This window comes from Leekyejoonella antrihumi (genome assembly GCF_007845645.1).
GTDB classification, from domain to species: domain Bacteria; phylum Actinomycetota; class Actinomycetes; order Actinomycetales; family Dermatophilaceae; genus Leekyejoonella; species Leekyejoonella antrihumi.
Map to the genome: position 1 here is coordinate 73,380 of NZ_VCQV01000016.1, position 20,425 is coordinate 93,804.

Annotated in this window: 18 protein-coding genes and 5 tRNA genes; 9 read left to right on the plus strand and 14 right to left on the minus strand. The window is 66.0% G+C overall.

Going from position 1 to position 20,425, the window contains the following annotated elements; genetic code table 11:
* Positions 1-93 precede the first annotated feature (93 nt).
* Entirely contained in the window at positions 94-408 is a 315-nt protein-coding gene (locus FGL98_RS12500) for a hypothetical protein (protein WP_146317102.1), read from the plus strand.
* Positions 409-422: 14 nt separating this feature from the next.
* On the opposite strand, the gene FGL98_RS12505 is transcribed toward FGL98_RS12500, so the two are convergent.
* Positions 423-677 (minus strand): universal stress protein, encoded by a 255-nt coding sequence (locus tag FGL98_RS12505; protein WP_146317103.1) that lies wholly within the window; start codon positions 675-677, stop codon positions 423-425.
* A gap of 439 nt (positions 678-1,116) precedes the next feature.
* Between FGL98_RS12505 and FGL98_RS12510 the strand changes: the two genes are divergently transcribed.
* The 6 genes from FGL98_RS12510 (at position 1,117) to FGL98_RS12535 (ending at position 6,173) form a co-directional block, all read left to right on the plus strand.
* Positions 1,117-1,710: a DoxX family membrane protein gene (locus tag FGL98_RS12510; RefSeq protein WP_146317104.1), complete on the plus strand. Its 594-nt coding sequence runs from the start codon at positions 1,117-1,119 to the stop codon at positions 1,708-1,710.
* A 127-nt stretch (positions 1,711-1,837) separates the two neighbouring features.
* Entirely contained in the window at positions 1,838-2,749 is a 912-nt protein-coding gene (locus FGL98_RS12515) for a nitroreductase family protein (RefSeq protein WP_222432152.1), read from the plus strand.
* 41 nt (positions 2,750-2,790) lie between these two features.
* Positions 2,791-4,545 (plus strand): sensor histidine kinase, encoded by a 1,755-nt coding sequence (locus FGL98_RS12520; RefSeq protein ID WP_146317106.1) that lies wholly within the window; start codon positions 2,791-2,793, stop codon positions 4,543-4,545.
* Positions 4,524-5,201, plus strand: coding sequence for a response regulator (locus FGL98_RS12525; protein WP_146317107.1), 678 nt, complete (start codon positions 4,524-4,526; stop codon positions 5,199-5,201). Before FGL98_RS12520 ends, FGL98_RS12525 begins: the two co-directional genes overlap by 22 nt.
* Positions 5,202-5,273: 72 nt before the next feature.
* The gene (locus tag FGL98_RS12530) at positions 5,274-5,741 is read left to right on the plus strand and encodes a pyridoxamine 5'-phosphate oxidase family protein (protein WP_146317108.1); all 468 of its coding nucleotides are present in this window, start codon (positions 5,274-5,276) and stop codon (positions 5,739-5,741) included.
* Positions 5,742-5,792: 51 nt separating this feature from the next.
* Complete coding sequence (locus tag FGL98_RS12535) at positions 5,793-6,173, plus strand: hypothetical protein (RefSeq protein ID WP_146317109.1); 381 nt, start codon at positions 5,793-5,795, stop codon at positions 6,171-6,173.
* Here the strand turns inward: FGL98_RS12535 and FGL98_RS12540 are convergent.
* The 7 genes from FGL98_RS12540 to thpD form a co-directional block, all read right to left on the minus strand.
* Positions 6,117-8,564 (minus strand): excinuclease ABC subunit UvrA, encoded by a 2,448-nt coding sequence (locus FGL98_RS12540; protein WP_146317138.1) that lies wholly within the window; start codon positions 8,562-8,564, stop codon positions 6,117-6,119. The genes FGL98_RS12535 and FGL98_RS12540 overlap by 57 nt on opposite strands.
* Before the next feature lie 163 nt (positions 8,565-8,727).
* Positions 8,728-8,799 (minus strand) — tRNA-Val (locus FGL98_RS12545).
* 60 nt (positions 8,800-8,859) lie between these two features.
* Positions 8,860-8,935, minus strand: a tRNA-Gly gene (locus FGL98_RS12550).
* Between the two features lie 196 nt (positions 8,936-9,131).
* Positions 9,132-9,551: an ectoine synthase gene (locus FGL98_RS12555; protein ID WP_146317110.1), complete on the minus strand. Its 420-nt coding sequence runs from the start codon at positions 9,549-9,551 to the stop codon at positions 9,132-9,134.
* A 60-nt stretch (positions 9,552-9,611) separates the two neighbouring features.
* Positions 9,612-10,919 carry a diaminobutyrate--2-oxoglutarate transaminase gene (ectB, locus tag FGL98_RS12560; RefSeq protein WP_146317111.1) on the minus strand — a complete coding sequence of 436 codons (1,308 nt, stop codon included), beginning with the start codon at positions 10,917-10,919 and terminating at the stop codon, positions 9,612-9,614.
* Between the two features lie 53 nt (positions 10,920-10,972).
* Complete coding sequence (gene ectA, locus FGL98_RS12565) at positions 10,973-11,659, minus strand: diaminobutyrate acetyltransferase (protein ID WP_246136519.1); 687 nt, start codon at positions 11,657-11,659, stop codon at positions 10,973-10,975.
* Positions 11,660-11,706: 47 nt separating this feature from the next.
* Positions 11,707-12,597: an ectoine hydroxylase gene (gene thpD, locus FGL98_RS12570; RefSeq protein WP_246136520.1), complete on the minus strand. Its 891-nt coding sequence runs from the start codon at positions 12,595-12,597 to the stop codon at positions 11,707-11,709.
* 249 nt (positions 12,598-12,846) lie between these two features.
* Between thpD and FGL98_RS12575 the strand changes: the two genes are divergently transcribed.
* Entirely contained in the window at positions 12,847-14,220 is a 1,374-nt protein-coding gene (locus tag FGL98_RS12575) for a C1 family peptidase (protein ID WP_146317113.1), read from the plus strand.
* A 13-nt stretch (positions 14,221-14,233) separates the two neighbouring features.
* Positions 14,234-16,141, plus strand: a complete 1,908-nt coding sequence (locus tag FGL98_RS12580) for a S9 family peptidase (protein WP_146317114.1) — start codon at positions 14,234-14,236, stop codon at positions 16,139-16,141.
* Between the two features lie 4 nt (positions 16,142-16,145).
* On the opposite strand, the gene FGL98_RS26920 is transcribed toward FGL98_RS12580, so the two are convergent.
* From FGL98_RS26920 to FGL98_RS12605, 6 genes are all read right to left on the minus strand, one after another.
* Positions 16,146-17,276, minus strand: a complete 1,131-nt coding sequence (locus tag FGL98_RS26920; protein WP_342779976.1) for a hypothetical protein — start codon at positions 17,274-17,276, stop codon at positions 16,146-16,148.
* Positions 17,161-18,642, minus strand: coding sequence for an AAA family ATPase (locus FGL98_RS26925; protein ID WP_342779977.1), 1,482 nt, complete (start codon positions 18,640-18,642; stop codon positions 17,161-17,163). The genes FGL98_RS26920 and FGL98_RS26925 overlap by 116 nt, the downstream gene beginning before the upstream one ends.
* The gene (locus tag FGL98_RS12590) at positions 18,642-20,048 is read right to left on the minus strand and encodes a 3' terminal RNA ribose 2'-O-methyltransferase Hen1 (RefSeq protein ID WP_146317115.1); all 1,407 of its coding nucleotides are present in this window, start codon (positions 20,046-20,048) and stop codon (positions 18,642-18,644) included. The genes FGL98_RS26925 and FGL98_RS12590 overlap by 1 nt, the downstream gene beginning before the upstream one ends.
* 131 nt (positions 20,049-20,179) lie before the next feature.
* Positions 20,180-20,254: transfer RNA gene (locus FGL98_RS12595), tRNA-Val, on the minus strand.
* Between the two features lies 1 nt (position 20,255).
* A tRNA-Cys gene (locus FGL98_RS12600) sits at positions 20,256-20,329 on the minus strand.
* Between the two features lies 1 nt (position 20,330).
* Positions 20,331-20,406 (minus strand) — tRNA-Gly (locus tag FGL98_RS12605).
* Between the last annotated feature and the right edge of the window lie 19 nt (positions 20,407-20,425).

Genomic DNA, 20,425 nt, shown 5'->3' on the forward strand with positions numbered 1-20,425 from the left:
GCCCCTCGAGGGCATCGGATACTGCTCCGCTGCGGTGATATTGGCCACGGCGGCGCGGTTTGCCGAGCAATTTCCCGGGCAAACGAGTAGGACATGGGTATCCTCGAAATTGTGGTTACCGACGACGAGACGATCAGAGCGCTTCTCGACGTCGAGGCCGAGCTGCTCCAGGCCCACCGCGGCCTAGTGAACGATCCGCGCTATGACGTGGAGGGTTTGGACCGAGCAAGTTGTGCGGGGCACATCACCGCACTGGCGAGACTTGCGTTTGGCGCCTGGTCCGAAGGAGTGAGTGCACAGGAGTGGCGCTCGTGGATTCTCGACACACTCGGGGACCGTGGCGCCACCGTCCTCGGTGCAGCGGAAGGTTGCATGCACGCCAACGGCCTTTGGCCCTGGCGCGAATGACATCCCAGGGCGCCTCAGCGCGGCGTCGGAAGAGCAACCACGGGGCCGTCGGCATGCCCGGCAGTGGCTGGCGAGGTTGAACCGAGCAGACTGGCGAACCGGCCGTGCCCCCGTCGCCCGACGACGATGAGCTCTGCATCGCCCGCATGGCTCACCAGCTCGGGTTGTGCCCGGCCCACCACAATCTGGGTGCGGATCGCCAACCCTGGCTGAGCCGTGGCCACGCTCTGCTCGCCCTGCGAGAGTGAGGCTCGGGCGGCACTTCGCATCGACCCAGCACATCGGGGATCCGAATGATCGATGCGTTGGTCTCCAGTGCGCAGACGAGCAGGAGGTCGGTGTTCACACCCGCTGCTTCAGCAACTGCCCAAGCTTAACGCGCCCTCGTTAGCGCGTGAGCCGTCCGCTCCCACCACGATCAACCTTCATCCAGATCTCTCGGTGCTCATGGCGGTGTTCTCCTCTTCGTGATGTGCGCCGTCACCGGCTGGTGCGGGGCTCTCACATCTACCCTCGCATCGAAGGCAGGACAGTGCCAGAGGCGAAAGTTCACCCAGGTGCGGAACCAAGGTCCCGATTGCTGATCCATCTTTCAGCGAGTGGGCCGGCAGTCCTTTGGTCCCGCGGGCTTGGGACCTTGTGCCGTAGCGAGCACGGGTGCGCGGGTCGAGTCTGGAGGTACCAGTTCACCGAGTCAAGGAGCACATCATGACCATCCGGTCCCACATCCGTCCCACCTCCGATTCGCCAGTGCGGAGCAGAGTTCCCGATCCCGTGGTGTCGACCACGGTTACGCATAAAGCCGTTGCTGTCCTTCGAATCTCGACGGGGTTTGTATTCCTGTGGGCCTTCCTGGACAAGACCTTCGGCCTCGGCTACTCGACACCATCGGCCGGTGCGTGGATCCATGGAGGCTCACCCACACTCGGGTTCCTGAAGTCCGTGGACGTCGGGCCGTTCCAGTCGGCATTTCACTCGATGGCTGGAGCCTGGTGGGTCGATGGCCTCTTCATGATGGCCATGCTCGGCGTCGGCGTCGCGCTCATCCTCGGCGTGGCCATTCGTCCGGCGGCCGTGGTCGGCATCCTGGTCCTCGCGATGATGTGGCTGGCCGAGCTTCCGCTCGCTCGGCACACCAGTGGCGGAGCCCTCACTGGATCGACCAACCCGGTGACCGACTACCACTTCATCTATGCAGCGGTCCTGGCGGTGTTGGCATGCAGCTCAAGTGCCCACACCTGGTCGCTGGGTCGCCGCTGGGCCGAGCTGCCCTTCGTCGGCCGGCACGGCTGGACCCGCTGATTCCGGGGTCCCGCACGGACTCGACCACGAGATCCGGTGCGGGACCTCATTTCGCTACTCGTAGGCGAGGGCGTGCGAGAGATTGTGTGTACTGGTGCGACAACGACAGGCAGTGCAGGTGAGCCAAGTGACCACGGTGATTCATCCACAGGTGATAACGGCGGTGCGTCGCGCGGCCGTGCGAGCGACCCTGGCACCGTCGATACACAACAGTCAGCCGTGGCGCTTCGTCGTCAGCGGTGACGCCCTGGAGATTCACATTGACCCCAGTAGGCAGTTGCGCGTGTTGGATCCGCGTGGTCACCAGGTCGCACTCAGCTGCGGGTGTGCGCTGTTCAGTGCGCGGGCGGCGATGGCAGCTTGCGGCCTTCGGGCCAAGGTCCGCCGGTTCCCGATGGGCAGTGGCTCGACTCTTGCCGCCGTCATCAGCGTCGTCAGCGGGGCTGGTCCTGACACCGAGCTGGCCGCGCTGGATGCGGTGGTCGAGGCTGGTCGGACCATCCGACCGGCCTGGCGCGGGGAGGCGGTTCCGCCGCAGCTGGTGAGCGTGCTCGTCGATGCCGCGAGCCACGAAGGTGCACAGTTGACAACGATCGCGCACCTGGAGACACGCCTGGCCATCGCCCGGCTCCCCCTGCCTGCTGACCGGAGCCGGCGCACCGAGCGAATCTATGGCACCGGACCGCAGACATGGATGAGCGAGGAGCTGCCACAAGCCGGCGGCGCGCCGCCGGCCGCAGACTCGGATGAGCGCACCAGCGCAGAGTGCCTCCTGCTGCTGAGCACAGCTCAGGACGATCCAACGTCCTGGCTACGGGCGGGCGAGAGCCTGCAACGCATCCTCTTGGAGATCGCCCGTGCCGGCTATGCAGCCAGTCCGCTTGCACAGGTGATCGAGCTGCCGCAGACCAACGCGCTGCTATGCGCGGAGCTCGGTCCGCGAGCCTACCCGAACGCGCTGTTGCTCGTCGGGTCTGCCGTCTCGGCACCGCAGTTGCGTCGGCGCCGCCTGGTCGACATGTTGACTCAGGTTGGGTGAGGACGGTGCCGGCTGACGAATGAGCCCGTATCGTGGTAGCGATGTCTCCAGACGAGTTCGGCGCCGGTGAGGCGCTCATTCCCGAAGAGCTCAGCTTTCCCGATGGGCCAAGGCTCGAGCTCGATCAGTTGTTGCGTCAGCTCCTCGGCCACGCCAACGAGGTTCTCGCGGCGCAAGGGCGCTTGCGTGGGCTGTTGGCCGCGAACACCCTGGTCATCGGCGACCTTGATCTGCCGGTCGTGCTCCGACACATCGTGGAGGCCGCTTGCCAACTGGTGAAGGCCCAGTATGGTGCGCTCGGCGTCTTGGATGCGGGTGGCGGTCTGTCTCAGTTCATCCATGTCGGCATGGATGAGGAGACCGTCGAACGGATCGGAGCCCTGCCATCCGGAAAGGGTCTGGTCGGTGCACTAATCGATGACCCACGCCCGATCCGCCTGCGTCATCTCGCGCAAGATCCCCGCTCGGTCAGCTTCCCTCCCGGGCACCCTCCGATGGACAGCTTTCTGGGCGTGCCGATCCGCGTGCGTCAGGAGGTATTTGGCAACCTTTACCTTGCTGAGGCAGCGAGTGGCGAGTTCACCGCCGAGGACGAAGAACTGGTGACCGCCCTCGCCGTGACGGCCGGTGTCGCCATCGAGAATGCTCGCCTGTTCTCGCAGGGCAAGCAGCGGCAGAACTGGCTGCAAGCGTCCACGTTGATCACTCGCCAGCTCCTTTCCGCGGAGGGTGAGGACCCCCTGAGCCTGATCGCGCGCCAGGCCCGTCAGGTGGCCGACGCGGACCTGGTCACCGTGGTCCTACCGACTGCGGACGGTGAGCGCCTGATGGTCGAGGTGGCCACCGGACAACACGCCGATGGGTTGAGCGGGTACACATATCCGATCGAGCACACCTATGCCAGCCAGGCATTCGCGACCGGGCGACCGGTGCTCGTGGCGGATGACACCCGCAGCACCACCTTCCGCACTCATCTGTCCACGGTGCTTCCGGTGGGCCCAGTCATGGTGCTACCCCTGGTAGGGACCCACCGGATGCGAGGGGCCCTGGTGATCGGTCGACTTCACGGTCGGCTCCAGTTCGAGGAGGCCGACCTGGAGATGGCCACCACCTTCGCGGGCCACGCTGCTGTTGCCCTGGAGCTTGCCGACGCCCGCGCAGATCAACAACGTCTCCTGCTCTTGGACGATCGCGATCGCATCGCCCGAGACCTGCACGACCATGTGATCCAGCGGCTGTTCGCGGCTGGGCTGAACGTGCAAAGTGTCGCCGCAAACCTTGTCCCCGATGATCGCCGTGATCGCCTGGAACGAGCCGTTGCCGGCATCGACGAGACGATTGGTCAGATCCGCACCACGATATTTGCGCTGCGCGGGCAGGTCGGGCCCGAGACTGGCACGGTTCGAAGCCGGATCCTGCGGATCGCGTCTGACCTGTCATCATTGCTGCCGTTCGAGCCGAGTCTGGACTTTCAGGGCCCGCTCGACTCGGTCATCCCTGAGTCATTCATCGATGACCTGGAGGCAGTGACCCGCGAGGCTCTCACCAACATTGCTCGGCACGCCCAGGCGTCTAGGGCTTCTGTGCGGCTGTCGGCCGACACCACGTCGATCACTCTCGAGGTCACCGATGACGGGGTCGGTCTCGACAGCGGACACCGGCGTAGCGGCCTGGCCAACCTGCGGCAACGGGCCGAGAAGCACGGCGGCACGCTTCTGGTCGAGCCGGGTGCTCCCGCATGCCACACATCTACCGGAAAAGGAACCAGGCTGACATGGACCATTCCCCTGAGCTGACCACGCAGGAAGACATTGCGACTCCGGTGCGCGTGTTCCTGCTCGATGACCACGAGATCGTGCGCCGTGGCATCGCGGACCTGATCAACTCCACGGAAGGTATCAGCGTGGTCGGCGAGGCCGGAACGGCGGCGGAGGCCATGCACCGTATCCCGGCCGCCAAGCCCGATGTCGCTGTACTGGACGTCCGGCTGCCGGACGGTAGCGGCATTGACGTCTGCCGAGACATCCGGTCGTCGATGCCGCAGGTTCGCTGCCTGATCCTGACCTCGTATGACGACAATGACGCCTTGTTTGCCGCCGTCATGGCCGGGGCCGCCGGCTACGTGCTCAAGGAAGTTCGTGGCTCCTCCCTGATTGATGCAATTCGTCAGGTCGCCGACGGCAAGTCCTTGCTGGATCCGAATGTCACCGAACGGCTGCTTGCGCGCCTGCGCGATGGTGCACCGCAGGACAAGCGGCTGGCCTCACTGACCGCGCGTGAGCGCGAGGTGCTGGCACTTATCGCCGATGGGCTGACGAACCGGCAGATCGGTGAACAGCTCTTCCTGGCGGAGAAGACCGTCAAAAACTACGTCTCCGGGCTGTTGGCCAAGCTGGGGATGGAACGGCGCACCCAGGCCGCCGTCTATGGTGCGAACCTTCGCCCGAGGTGAGCTCCGACCACGTTCCGTGGGCACGGACTAAAGACCCTACCGTCCGGCCATCGCTGAGAGCACGATTGTCGTATGAGTACATATTCGCCTCCGGCCGTGTCCACTCTCACCGATAGCGCCTGCTGGGCCCACCTGCGCTCGGCCGCAGTCGGCCGACTGGCCGTCTGCGTGAAGGGACAGCCGGAGATCCTGCCCATCAACTACGTCGTCGACCACACCACGATTGTCTTCCGCACCGCTGAAGGCACCAAGTTCAGTGCCGCCGTTGCGGGCGGCGATCTTGCCCTCGAGGCAGACGGCTACGACCCCGAGACAAGCGAGGCGTGGAGTGTGGTCATCAAGGGCAGCGGGAAACACATCGTCCGGCCGGACGACCTGATCGACACGACCGAGCTGCCATTGCTGCCATGGCATCCCGGCCCGAAGGACCGCTTTATCCGGATCCTCGCCCGCGAGATCACTGGTCGCCGCTTCCATGTGGCCGACAGCGCCACCTGGCGCACCCCCGTGACCGGCAGCCCACACGCACCCAGCGAATAGATCGGGGCGCTCGACATGACCACCCAGTTTCGCACCAGCCCAGGTTCCCTCATGCCCAACGAACGCCTGGTCAGCTACGACGGGAACCTCCTGACCGGGGTTCGAGATCGCGCGGCATCGGTCCTGGCCCTGGTGGCGGTCCGCACCTGGCCGAGCGCAGAGCTGAACACTCTCGTCAGGTACTTGCGCACCATCGTGCTGCCACGGCTCCGTGAGGAGACGTTCTCCATCCATGGAGAGGTTGGCTCAGAGTGGGTCGCAACGGCTCAGGCGAACTATGAACGGCTGTCCACGCTCACCGCGCGGCTCGAACGAGCCGAGCCGGCAATCTGCCCGCACCTCCAGCTGCGTCACGTGGTCGAGGAGATTCTGCGTCTATTGATCGGAATTGATTCGTGCGGTGAGGTATTCAGCAGTACGGCTGCTTTCTGACCGTGCTACGTCCGCGGGCCGACCGGCTGCCACCACGTGGCCGCCCTCATCACCGGCTCCGGGGCCGAGGTCGATGACCCAGTCCGCTCCGGCCACCACGTCCATATCGTGCTCGACCAGGACAACCGTCGAACCGGCATCGACCAGCCCGTGCAACTGGCGCATCAGGACGTCAACATCTGCAGGATGCAAGCCGGTCGTCGGTTCGTCGAGCAGGTAGAGCGTATGCCCTCGTTGCGCCCGCTGCAGCTCGGTGGCCAGCTTGATCCGCTGGGCCTCACCTCCGGACAGCTCGGTCGCGGGTTGCCCGAGACGCAGGTAGCCCAGGCCCACCTGCTGGAGGGTCTGCAGGCTGCGGGCGACGGCCGGCACGTCGCCGAACAGGTCGGCCGCGGCGTCGACGCTGAGGTCCAGCACCCCGGCGATCGTGCGGCCCTCCCAGGTGATCTGCAGCGTCTCGTCGTTGTAGCGTGCCCCGTGGCAGGTCGGGCACGGCGAGTACGTGCCCGGGAGGAACAGCAGCTCGACCGCCACGAAGCCCTCCCCCTGACAGGTCTCGCAGCGGCCCTCGGTGACGTTGAACGAGAACCGTCCGACGCCATACCCGAGGGCCTTGGCTCCGTCCGTCTGCGCAAAGACCTTGCGCACGCCGTCGAAGAGGCCCGTGTAGGTCGCCAGGTTCGACCTCGGCGTGCGGCCAATGGGCTTCTGGTCCACTTGCACAAGGCGGGTGATCAGGTCCAGCCCCTCGACTCTGTCGACCCGGAGCCGATCGGTAGCCGAGTCCCGCTCGGAGGGGTCATCATCCGGCCCGGCTACCGGCTCGCTGCCAAGGTGGTCGCGGACGATCTCGCTCAGCACCTGGGTCACCAGCGTGGACTTGCCCGAGCCGGAGACGCCGGTGACAGCGGTCATCACGCCCAGCGGGATCTCCACGTCGATGCCCCGGAGGTTGTGCCGGGTGACACCGGCAAGGCGCAGCCATCCTCGGGGTTGACGCCGTCCGGAAGCAGCACGCTGGACCGCGTCGGAGTCGTCGAAGAGATAGCGGCGAGTGACGGAGCGCTTGATGCCTTGCAGACCGGCCACCGGCCCGGAATACAAGATCAGTCCACCCTGCTCGCCCGCTGACGGACCGACGTCGACGACCCAGTCGGCCTGCCGCACCACGTCCATGTCGTGCTCGACCACGAAGAGCGAGTTGCCCCCGTCGATGATGCGAGCCAGCACGCGCATCAACGGTTCTGCGTCGGCTGGATGCAGGCCCGCCGACGGCTCGTCGAGCACGTAGACGACGCCGAACAGACCGGACTGCAGCGTGGTTGCCAGGCGAAGCCGCTGCATCTCCCCCGACGAGAGCGTCGGCGTGGCCCGGTCCAAGCTGAGGTAGCCCAGCCCGAGCTCGAGCAGCACATCCAACCGGGTGCAGATCTCTCGGGACAACGCGCTCTGCACCGTCTCGTCCGCCGACTGCGCGATCGGAGCCAGGATCGCGCGCAACTCGGCGCCCGGCAGGTTTGTCAGCGCGTCGATGGGCCGCCCGGCGAAGGTGACGCTGAGCGACTCCGGCCGCAGCCGGCGTCCTTTGCACACCGGGCAGTCCACGGTCTCGACGAACCGGAGCGCACGTTTGCGTGCAGATGCGCTCTTGGAGTCGGACAGGGTGCGCATCACGTGTCGTCGAGCACTCATGTAGGTGCCCCGGTAGGGACGCTGGATGCGGCCGGCCTCGCGCACGGGGTGCACCGTCACAACCGGTTCCTCGTCGGTGAACAGGATCCAGTCGCGGTCGACCTGGGGCAGTTCGCGCCACGGCCGGTCGATGTCATAGCCGAGCGTGTCGAGGATGTCTCGCAGATTCTTGCCCAGCCACGCGCCCGGCCAGGACGCAATCGCCTTGTCCCTGATCGAGACGGACGGGTCGGGCACCAGAGTGTCCTCGGTCGGTCGATGAATGTGGCCGAGCCCATGACACTCTGGGCAGGCGCCGGCCACCGTATTCGGTGAGAAGGCGTCCGAGTCCAGCCTGCCGAGCTCGGGTGGATAGGTGCCGGCCCGAGACAGCAGCATGCGCAGAAGATTCGACAGGGTGCTGATCGTGCCGACACTCGACCGAGAGGTCGGCGCGCCGCGTTGCTGCTGGAGTGCCACAGCAGGCGGCAGGCCGGTCACCGAGTCCACGCGTGGCGCCTGGACCTGGTTGATCAGCCGTCGTGCATACGGCGCCACCGATTCGAAGTAGCGTCGCTGCGCCTCGGCATACATCGTGCCGAACGCGAGTGAGGACTTGCCCGAGCCGGAGACACCGGTGAACGTGACCAGCGCGTCCCTGGGGACGTCGACGTCCACCCCACGCAGGTTGTGCACGTGGGCGCCGCGGACGCGGACCATGGATTGTTCGGGCTCGGACTGCACAGCAGGCAGCCTACGGGCGGTCTCATCGGCCGCGCCACTTACCTGGCCGGGCGGCCTCGCCCCCGTGCGGTGCGTCTGTCGAAGCGGGGTTGGACTCCTCGTGACGCCGAGGTCGAGAGGCCAAACGCCGTGCCTTGAGTGGGCGATACTGGGATCGAACCAGTGACCTCTTCCGTGTCAGGGAAGCGCGCTACCGCTGCGCCAATCGCCCTCATCATTGCTTCGGGCCACCGTCGTCACGAGATCTCGCAGCAATGGTGACCCGACGTGATGGAGCGGACAACCGGGCTCGAACCGGCGACCTCAACCTTGGCAAGGTTGCGCTCTACCAACTGAGCTATGTCCGCCTGCGCCCCGCTGGTCGCAGGGCAACGACGAGAACTTTAGCCGACCCCGACGCCATCGACAAAACCGGGTCGTTGGGAGTTGCTCGACGCTCCCCGAGCGACCCCACCCACCGGCGCGGCCGGTAGCTGGGCAGCCGAACGACAGACGGACCCTCGACGTGTTGTCGAGGGTCCGCCATAAGTCCATCGCAGTCGGTCACACGGTGGCGCCGTCCTTGGCCGGCTCGTCGTCCTCGGTCAGGAGCGGATACACGCCGTGCTCGTCGTGCACCTCGCGTCCGGTGACCGGCGGGTTGAACACGCAGGCCACCTTGACGTCGGTCTCCGCCTTCACCGTGTGCTTGTCGTGGGCGTTGAGCAGATACATCATGCCGGGCTTGATCTCCCACTCCTCGCCGGTCTCGCGGCTGACGAGCGTGCCATGACCCTCGTAGCAGTAGACGCACTCGATGTGGTTGGCATACCACATGTCCGTCGAGGTGCCCGCATAGAGCACGGTGTCGTGGAACGAGAAGCCCACCCCGTCATTCGCCAGCACGAACCGGCGGCTGCGCCAGGTGCCGTGCTCCACGTCGTTCTCCGTGCCGTTCAGCTCGTTCAGGTTGACAACCTTCATGCATTCTCCTCACGTTCGTGGATGGATCCCGCTGTCACCGGGGTATGCCGAGCGCCGCGCTCAGCTCGTCAGTGCCGGTGTGCGTTCGGTGGCCTTGGTGCTGCCCAGCACGTCGCGCGCAGCCTCGACCAGGACCTCCAGGCCCTCGGCCAGCTCATCCTTGGTCACGGTCAGCGCCGGCATGATCTTGAGAGCCTCGCTCTCGGGGCCGGAGGTCTCCACCAGCAGGCAGCGATCAAAGGCGGCCGCAGCGATCTTGCCGGCAACCGCGACGTCCCGGAAGGCGATCCCGGCGAGCAGCCCGCGCCCACGCACGGTTGCCCCATCGGTCAGTGACGCGATGCGGCCCAGCGCCTCACGCAGCTGTGCCGAGCGCTCCAGCACATTGTCGTGGAGGGCGTCATCGGTCCAGTAGGTCCTCAGGGCGGCCGTTCCCGTCACGAATGCCGGGTTGTGACCACGGAAGGTCCCGTTGTGCTCACCTGGCTCCCACTGGTCCAGCTCCGGACGCATCAGCGTCAGCGCCATCGGCAGCCCGTACCCGGAGATCGACTTCGAGAGGCACACGATGTCCGGCTCAATGCCCGCCTCCTCAAACGAGAAGAACGTACCGGTGCGGCCACACCCGGCCTGCACGTCGTCGACGATCAGCAGCACGCCGTGCCGGCGACAGAGGGCCTGCAGTTCACGCAGCCACACTGCACGTGCGGCCTTCAGACCGCCCTCGCCCTGGACCGTCTCGACAATCACGGCAGCCGGAGTGGCCAGGCCGGATCCGCTGTCGCTCCAGACCCGGTCCAGCCACATGAAGTCCGCGGTCTCGCCGTCGAAGTAGTCGTCATACGGCGCCGGAGTGGCGTGATAGAGCGGGGTGCCGGCGCCGTTGCGCTTCATCGAGTTGCCAGTGACCGCGAGCGACCCCAAGGTCATTCCATGGAACGCGTTCGTGAAGCCCACGATGTCCTCACGTCCCGTGCTGTTGCGCGCGATTTTGAGGGCGGTCTCGACGGCGTTGGTGCCTGTCGGGCCGGGGAACTGGACCTTGTAGTCCAAGTTCCGTGGCTTCAGGATCACGTCTTCGAACGTCTCGAGGAACTCACGCTTGGCCACGGTGTAGGTGTCCAGCGAGTGCACGACGTGGTCGCCCTCGAGATATTCCAGCAGCGCGCGCTTAAGGACCGGGTTGTTGTGGCCGTAGTTGAGTGCGCCGGCACCCGAGAAGAAGTCGATGTAGCGCTTGCCGTGCTCTGTGTACTGGTAGATCCCATCGGCCCGGTCAAACACCACGGGCCAGTTGCGGCAGTAGCTGCGGACATCGGACTCGCGTTCGGTAAAGACGCGGGTAGCTTCGTCAGTCGTCTCAGTCATGGTTCGTCAGTCGTCCTTCCAGGTCGTCGGAATGGTCTGTGGAGCGCGGCGGCTCAGGACAGCGGCGCGATGGTGTAGAGGCGCTCCGCGTCGTGGTTGTCCGGGAAGTGATGGTCCCCGAAGAGGTCGTCCCGTTGAATCGACGCATCGCGGCGCTTCGCGAAGCTGGTGAACAGGGCGATCGAGGCCCGGTTGTCGTCGGTGATCGTGGTCTCCATGCGGGTCACGCCGGGCACCCGGTCCACCAAGCCATCCAGCAGGGTGCGGGCCAGACCCTGACCACGGTGCGAGGAGTCGACGGCCACCTGCCAGATCATCAGCGTCTCGGGGTTCTCGGGGCGCACATAGCCGATGACGAACCCGGCCGGCTCTCCGTCGATCTCGGCCATCAGCGAGGTCGTGCCAAAGTCGCGGCACCACAGAAGATAGGCGTAGGAGGTGTTCACGTCCAAGGTCTGCGACTCTGTTGCCATCCGCCACAGCTCACCGCCGTCGTCTACCGTCGGTTGACGGAGCGCGACGGTGCGTCGCGGGGTTGAAGGGGCAAGTGGCGTCTGCAGGGCGCTGCTCATATCCAAAGAACATAACGTGTTCTGAGAATGAATCAACTTCAGATTGGCTGTGGAAGCCCATGATTCGATGCCAACGACCATGAATGCAACTGGCAGCACGGAACATTGACGTCCGTCTGCATCAATGATGTATTTTTTCAGCAGGGTTGACTCGAAATCGCAAGCCACAGCGAGATACTGTGACGCTTATCACACCACCTCGCCGTGGCTTCGGTTCAGCCCACCGGGGTGAAGTCCCGGGAGCCGAGGAACGACGGGCGCGGCGCCGGCGCGGCATACGGCTGCTTCGGAGTGTTCTCGACGCTGTTGTAGACGATGAAGATGTTCGATCGTGCGAACGGCGTGACATTGCCGTTGGACGCGTGCATGCAGTTCGAGTCGAACATGATGGCCCCGCCCGCCTGCCCCTCGAGGACGTCGATGCCGTATCGGTCCGCGAACTTGGTCAGGGTGTCGCGGTCCGGCGTGCCCGCGCCCTGCATCACCAGGGAGCTCTTGTAGTTGTCGTCCGGCGTCTGCCCGACGCAGGAGATGAACTCCTGGTGTGACCCAGGCATGATCATCAACGGGCCGTTGAACGAATAGTTGTCGGTCAACGAGATCGAGATACTCACCGCGCGCGGCGCCGGCATCCCGTCTTCGGCGTGCCAGGTCTCGAAGTCCGAGTGCCAGGAGAACTCCTTGCCGTCGAACCCCGGTTTGAAGTTCACCCGGCTCTGGTGGATGTAGACCTCGGAACCGAGCAGTTGACGGGCCCGATCCACCACCCGCGGGTCCCGCGCGATCCTGCCGAACACGTCGCTCGTGCGGTGCACGTCAAAGATGCTGCGCACCTCCTGAGACTTCGCTTCGACGACCGTCCGCTCGTCGGCGCGCACCTCCGGGTCGTCAGACAGGCGGTTCAGCTCGGCACGCAGTCCGTCCAGCTCACCGACTGCGACAAGGCGGTCGATCAGGGCGTATCCCTTCTCCGCGAAGGAGTCGAGCTCGTCGGCTGCGAAAGGCCCATCGGCGGCGGCGCCGAAGACCACCTCGTTCTCGCGCGGAATCACCTGAGCCTGCCCGGCTCTCGTCGGATAGGTGTCGGTCGTAGCAGTTGCGCTCACGTAGTCCTCCTCGTGTCGACATCGATGTCCGAGGCGGCAACAACTGCGCCGAGCGAGTCGGTTCCCTCGCGGCATACCCTGCACTGCAGTCCGCCACCCTCGAACTCGAAAGGGCCACCTCGAACGTAACCCGAGCGACGCGCTCCCGCAGAGGCGGGTGCGAATATCAGTGACGCATCACACAGGGAGGGTGCGAAGATGGGAGCGTCAAAGAGTACGCATTGGAACGTCCCAACCGCAGGAGTACACATGTCTGAACCCACAGGTTCGTCTAAGGTGCAGCCGTCAGACCCAGATGGCGCACTGTCGGCTGCGGAGTTCGCCGGCCTCTCGCAGGAGTTTGCCGCGGACCCGCACAACCGCCTCATGCAGAACGCCCTGAGCAAGCAGTCCATCACCGAGGTTGCGCTCGACCGCAGCATCGTGACGTCGATCGACCACACCGTCTCCAACCAGGTCACCGACCGCAAGGTGACCAACCAGAAGAAGAGCGGCCGATGCTGGCTCTTCGCCGGTCTGAACCTGTTGCGCACCGGCGTCGCCGGGCGGCTCGGGGTCAAGGACTTCGAGCTGTCTCAGAACCACCTCCTCTACTGGGACAAGCTGGAGAAGGCGAACTACTTCCTGGAAAACATCATCCAGACCGCGGACCGAGACATCGACGACCGCACCGTGGCCCACGTCCTCGACACGCCCACCGAGGACGGCGGTCAGTGGAACATGTTCGTCGCACTCGTCCTGAAGCACGGGCTGGTGCCGCAGTCGGTGATGCCCGAGACGGAGGCATCGTCCAACACCCATGCCATGAACGACGCGCTCGCTCGGCAGCTGCGCAAGGCGGCGCGTGACCTGCGCGCGGTGGTGGCCGAGGGCGGCGACGCCGAGGTCCTGCGCAAGACGAAGCGCAGTGCACTGGCCGACGCGCACCGGCTGCTGACCATGCACCTTGGCACACCCCCCGAGAGCTTCTTCTGGCAGTGGACCGACGACGACAAGGCCTTCCACCGCGACGGTGACCTGACTCCGCAGGCCTTCGCCGAGCGTTATCTGACGGTCGACCCGTCCGACTACGTATGCCTGGTGAACGACCCACGCCCGACCAGCGCCTACGGCAGCACCTACACCGTGGACAGGCTCGGCAACGTCGTCGGCGGCCCCCCGGTCACCTACCTGAATGTCGAGATCGACCAGTTGCGACGCCTTGCGATGGACGCGATCGTTGGCGGCGAGCCGGTGTGGTTCGGCTGTGACACCGGCAAGATGAGCAACAGTGAGCTGGGCATCTGGGATGCGGCGCTCTACGACTACGACGGTGTCTACGGCACCGACTCGGCGATGTCGAAGGCGGACCGGCTGCTGCTGCACGACAGTCTCATGACCCACGCCATGCTCTTCGTGGGCGTCGATGTCGTCGATGGCGCACCGCGCAAGTGGCGGGTCGAGAACAGCTGGGGCGACGAGAAGGGTGACAAGGGCCTGTTCACCATGAACGACAGCTGGTTCGGCGAGTACGTCCTCGAGATCGCGGTGCACCGCGATGCGCTCACCCCCGAGCTTCAGGCCGCGCTCGAGTCGGAGCCTGCGGTCCTGCCGGCCTGGGACCCCATGGGCGCCCTCGCATGACCCAGTCCGCGTGATGGGCGCGAACGGTGTCACGACCGCACCCTTTGGCACCTGGCGGTCGCCGCTGACTGCGGCGGCACTCGCGCAGAGCAGCCTGAGCCTGTCGGAGCCGGCGACGGACGGCGATGACGTCTACTGGCTCGAGGGCCGCCCCAGCGAGGGTGGCCGGACGGTTCTCGTGCGACATCGCGGTGGTGGCAGGGCCGACGTGACCCCTGCGCCGTTCGACGTGCGCTCCCGGGTCCACGAATACGGCGGCGGCGGGTATGCCGTCCGCGACGGCGTGGTGGTGTTCGTGAACTTCACGGACCAGCGCATCTACCGCCTGGCCGCCGCCGATGACGCGCCGCAGGCGATCACCGCCGCGGGCTCGATGCGCTACGGCGGGCTTCACCTGGATCTGGGCCGACGCTGCGTATACGCCGTGCGAGAAGACCATGGCGGCACCGGTGAGCCGGTGAACACGCTGGTCCGCGTCTCCCTGGATGCCGCGGACCAACGCGGCACCGTCGTGGTGGAGGGATCGGACTTCGTCTCCCACCCCGGCGTCAGCCCGGATGGCAGGCGACTGACCTGGGTCCAGTGGGATCACCCCAACATGCCGTGGGACGACACCCGAGTCTGCATCGGCGTGCTCGATGACATGGGTGATGTCATCGCCACACGCGTCGCTGCGGCCGGGTCGCACGAGTCGGTCGACGAGCCTCGCTGGGCGCCGGACGGCCGGCTCGTCTGGTTGTCCGACCGCAGCGGGTTCGCCAACCTGTATGCCGAGGACCTCACGTCAGGGGAGATCACCTGCCTGCTCCCCCGAGACCTCGATTTCGGTGTGCCGGGCTGGAGCCTTGGCACCTCCACCTTCGGGTTCACCGAAGGCGGTGACATCATCTGCAGCTGGCTGGAGGACGGTTTCGGACATCTCGGAGTTCTCGATGCCGCGCATGGGACCGTTCGCGAGCTCGATGCCGGCGCCACGGCATACCGGTCCGTGGCCGTAGGCGGGCGGCGGGTCGTCTGTGTCGCGAGCTTCGCCGACAAGCCCTCCGCGGTGATCACGCTCAGCGCCGATGCCGACCGGGCCGAGCCGCTCCAGAGCGCGAGCCGGCAGGAGACCGACCCGGGCTATGTCAGCCGGCCCGAGCCGGTCCAGTGGCACAACGAAAGCGGCCAGGAGGTGTACGGCTTCTACTACCCACCGGTGAACCCGGAGTTCACGGCACCCGCCGGTGAGCGCCCTCCGCTGCTGGTGATGTCCCACGGCGGCCCGACGAGCAGGACGGCGCCGGTGCTGACTGCGGCCACCCAGTACTGGACCACGCGTGGTTTCGCCGTGCTGGACGTCAACTACGGCGGCAGCACCGGGTATGGGCGTGCCTACCGGGAGCGCCTCAAGGGCTCCTGGGGGGTGACCGATGTGGACGACTGTGCGTCCGGCGCGCTCGCCATGGCCGACCAGGGTCGCGCCGACCGGCACCGGCTCGCCATCCGCGGTGGTTCAGCCGGTGGGTTCACGACGCTGGCGGCGCTGACGTTCACCGACGTGTTCGCGGCCGGTGCCAGCCACTTCGGCATCTCCGATCTGACCACCCTCGCCAAGGACACCCACAAGTTCGAGTCTCGATACGGCGACGGCCTGGTCGGTCCCTACCCGCAGGCTGCCCAGCTGTATGAGCAGCGGTCACCGATCAACCACATCGACCAGCTCAGCAGCCCGATGATCCTGCTGCAGGGCACCGAGGACAAGGTGGTCCCGCCGTCCCAGGCGATGGCGATGGCAGACGCGCTGAAGGCCAAGGGGATCCCGGTGAGACTGGTGCTCTTCGAGGGTGAGGGACACGGCTTCCGGAAGGCCGAGAACATCATCGCGGCCCTGGAGTCCGAGGAGCAGTTCTACGCGGAGGTCCTCCTCGATCCCGCCTGACTTTTCACAGCCGGGGATCGACCCGTTCGGACTCCATGGCGAGCACGCCGAATACGCACTGATGCACTCGCCACACAGGCTCGCCCGCGATCGCGCGGCGGATCGCCTCGAGCCCAAGTGCATACTCACGCAATGCCATCGACCGCTTCTGCCCGACATTCCGCTGCTTGAGCCGAGTAAGCGTTGCCGGGTCGGTGTAGTCGGCGCCGTAGATGATCCGGAGGTACTCTCGCCCCCGCACCTTCAGCCCCGGCTGCACCAGGCCCTTCGGGCCACGAACGAGGTTGTCGAATGGCTTGACGACCATCCCTTCACCGCCGCCGGTCGTCAGATCCTCCCACCACTTCTCCCCTGCGGCCCGCGACGACTCGTCTGTGGTGTCGACGACGATGCGGCGGGTCGGTCGGAACAGTGCGGGGTCTGCGTCGACCAGGCGATCGGCGATATCCAGGTGCCACCGGTGGTCACGGGTCTCGTAGCCGGTCGCATCACTCGCGAGGACCTGGAAGGGCGCGATCTGGACGCCGAGCGGTGTGTCAATCGGCTGTGCATAGCGACGGTAGGCCTCGACAAAGAGCGCGGCGTGGATGGCCCGCGCGCGGGTCCGATCGAGCAGGTTACCCACGTCGGCGCCTCGCGCTGCGGCCGCCTCCAGCACGTCGATCTCCGCAGGCAACGCAGCCGTGGCCGCGGCACCCACCTCGGCGTACTGGTTGCGGACCATGGCCTCCGCCTTCGCCGTCCACGGGAGGATCTCGGTGTCGAGGAGCAGCCAGGTCGTACCGAGGTCCTCCCAGACTCCCGCCTTGCGGAGAGCGTGGGCAGTTCGAGAAAGCACGGCTGACTGCCGGTCCCGGTCGAAGAACGCTCGCCCCGTCCGCGTGTGTATGACGCCGGTGCCATCCACGGCCACCCGCACGATCGCCCGAGACCCCATGTGCTTCTCTTCGCAGATCACCCGATCGACGGATCGTTTGGCGTAGTGGGCGAAGGCCTCGTCCGGGTGCTCGAGGACGTCGTCACGGGGTGAGCTGTCCACCGGCGACATGGTCGGAGGCAGATACAGCAGGTCTTTGGGTGCCACGGCAAATCTGCTCATCACCTCCAGCGCACCGGCTGCGTCGTCCGCACGCATCGAGACCCGCCCCAGATACTCGGTCTCGATGATGCGGTGCCCCATGACGTCGGAGCGCGTCCAAGACCTCCGGGTCGCGCTCGCGCGGCGCCAGCGGCCGCACCGGCTCGTAGTACGTGCGAAGAGCCGGCACCGATACGACCTCACGCTCCGGGTAACGCAACGCGGTCAGACTGCCGCCGAACACGCAGCCGGTGTCCAGACACATCGTGTTGTTGACCCACTCGGCATCCGGCACCGGGGTGTGTCCGTACAAAACGGTCGCCGCACCGCGATAGTCCTGTGCCCACGGATAGCGCACTGGAAGTCCGAACTCGTCGGTCTCACCGCTGGTATCGCCGTAGAGCGCAAACGCCCGAACCCGGCCGGAAGCCCGACCGTGGTACTGCTCCTTCAGCCCCGCATGCGCCACCACGAGGTTGCCGTCATCGAGCACATAGTGGGCGACCAGCCCCCTGCAGAACTCGCGCACCTCGTGGGTGAACGACTCCCCCTCACGTGACAACTGATCCAGCGTCTCGCTTAGCCCGTGAGTCTCCTTGACGTCCTTGCGGCCGAGCGCTCGCACCAGCTTTGCCTCGTGATTGCCGGAGACACATAGGGCGTTCCCACTGCCCACCATGCCCATCGCCAGGCGAAGCACACCGGGCGAGTCAGGGCCGCGGTCGATCAGGTCGCCGACGAAGACGACTCGACGGCCCGTCACGTGTACGGCATCGATCGCCCGCCCACCGGCATCACGAGCGACCGTGTATCCCAGGTGTTCGAGAAGGTCCTCCAACTCTTCTCGGCACCCGTGCATATCGCCGATCACGTCGAACGGGCCATGCTCGTCCCGGCGGTCGTTGAACAACCGAGTCCGCGCGATCGACGCCTCGGACACCGCTTCGACCGAGTCGAGGACATAGATCGTGCGGAACCCCTCGCGCTTGAGGCTGCGCAACGATCTGCGCAACTGGTCGTGCTGACGCCTGACCACGCGTGCACCGAAGTCGCGGTCCGGCCGAGACGCGTTGCGCTCGACGGCAAGTGCGGTAGGCAGGTCCAGCACGATCGCCACGGAGAGCGCATCGTGCTCCTTGGCCAGCGCGATCAGCGATCGGCGAGACGCGGCCTGCACGTTCGTGGCGTCCACAACCGTCAGCCGACCACGGTCAAGACGTTTGCCGACGATGTACTCCAGCAGATCGAAGGCGTCCTTGGTCGCGGCCTGGTCGTTCGCATCGTCCGAGACCATGGCCCGGCACTCGTCGCTGGACACGACCTCGGTGGGCCGGAAGTGGGTGGAGGCGAAGGTCGACTTGCCGGATCCGCTGGTTCCGATCAGCACGACCAGTGACAACTCCGGAACACTCAACTCACTCATCACGGCGCCTCCCCTGAGACAGCCCGAGTGAAGATCGCCATTTGTGTTGGCGATCCGACCTCGCCGTCGACGGCGCCGACACTCCGCAGGTCCACGGCATAGCCGAAGGACTCACCGACCGACCGCGTCCAGTTGGCGAACTCGTCGCGAGTCCACTCGAATCGATGATCCGGGTGGCGGAGACCACCGCCGACCAACGCGGGGTACCGCACGTTGTACTCGATGTTCGGCGTCGTCACCACAACGTGTCGAGGCTGCATCGATCCGAACACGTTGGTCACGACCGGGGTCAGCCGGTCCGGGTCGATGTGTTCGACGACCTCCATGAGGATCGCCAGGTCGAGCCCGACCAGGCGATCATCCGCATACTGCAAAGACGACAGCAGCAGCGTCAGCCGCTCGGACTGCCGCTCTGTCATCCGGTCGACGTGCAGACGCCTGGCCGCCTTCGACAGTGCGGAATCGGAGACCTCGGTGCCGATGACCCGGTGGAGGCCCTGGACCTCCAGCAACTCTCCCAGGAGCGCGCCGGGTCCGCATCCGAGGTCGACCACGGACTCCGGACGCATCTTGCGCACGACCTCGAGCACCGCCTCGTGGCGCAGGTGAACCAATGGCCGCACGACCGCTGCCTCCTCGTCCACCGGCTCCTCGACCGGACGATCGTCCAGCTCGATCAGACGCTGGATCGCGGCCTCCTTCAGACCACGTTGATGAGCGAGGTATCGGCTCGTGACCAGCTCTCGCTCGGGGTGTGTCGACAACCAGTCCCCGCCGGCCCGCATCAGCTTGTCGACCTCGTCGTCACCGACCCAGTAGTGCTTCGCGTCATCCAGAACCGGCAGCAGCACATAAAGGTGAGTCAGAGCGTCGGCCAGTCGATGTGCACCGATAAGTGTCAGCGACACGAGCGGAGCATCGCCCCACTCCGGCCTGGTCGTATCCAGCGCGATCGGCTCGGCGTGGACGTCCCACCCCATGGGCGTGAACAGGCGCCGCACCAGGTCGGGATCACCCGGAACGACGGGCAGGGCGATCGTGAGCTCAAGCGATGCGTTGACCAGCATTTCGTGACCCTTGCAACGTCCGTTGAGTGCCGACCCGAAGACCTTGGCCAGCGCGGCCGACAGGAGGGACGACGCGACATACGGCCGGTCGTTTACGTACTGACCCAGGGCGAAACCGTCAGGTGACCCGGAGCGTCCCTGCACCAACGCGATCGGATCCACCTCGAGCATCATCGCCGCAGTGCACCGGTCGTCGTCGACCTCCGGATAGAAGACGGATGCCGCTCCGCCGTATACGTCGAATGTCTGAACGCGGCCGGGATGCTTGTGCAGCAGGTAGCCGAGGTCACTCGGCGCTTCGAGCGCGGTCGACCGTTTCGCCGAGATGGTCAGCATCATCGCGCCAGTGTGTCGCATCGCCCGACTGCGGCGCACACGGCTCCGCCGGGTCTTCACCCGGACTTCGTCCGGCGACCGGACCCGGGCGGCCCGGACGCGAACAGTGCGCGGGTCAGGACCGTCTGTCGAGCTGGTGGGCGATACTGGGATCGAACCAGTGACCTCTTCCGTGTCAGGGAAGCGCGCTACCGCTGCGCCAATCGCCCATGGAGGTGGAGACGGGATTTGAACCCGTGTAGACGGCTTTGCAGGCCGTTGCCTCGCCTCTCGGCCACTCCACCATGGAGCGGACAACCGGGCTCGAACCGGCGACCTCAACCTTGGCAAGGTTGCGCTCTACCAACTGAGCTATGTCCGCCTGCGCTCGCGGTCTCCCA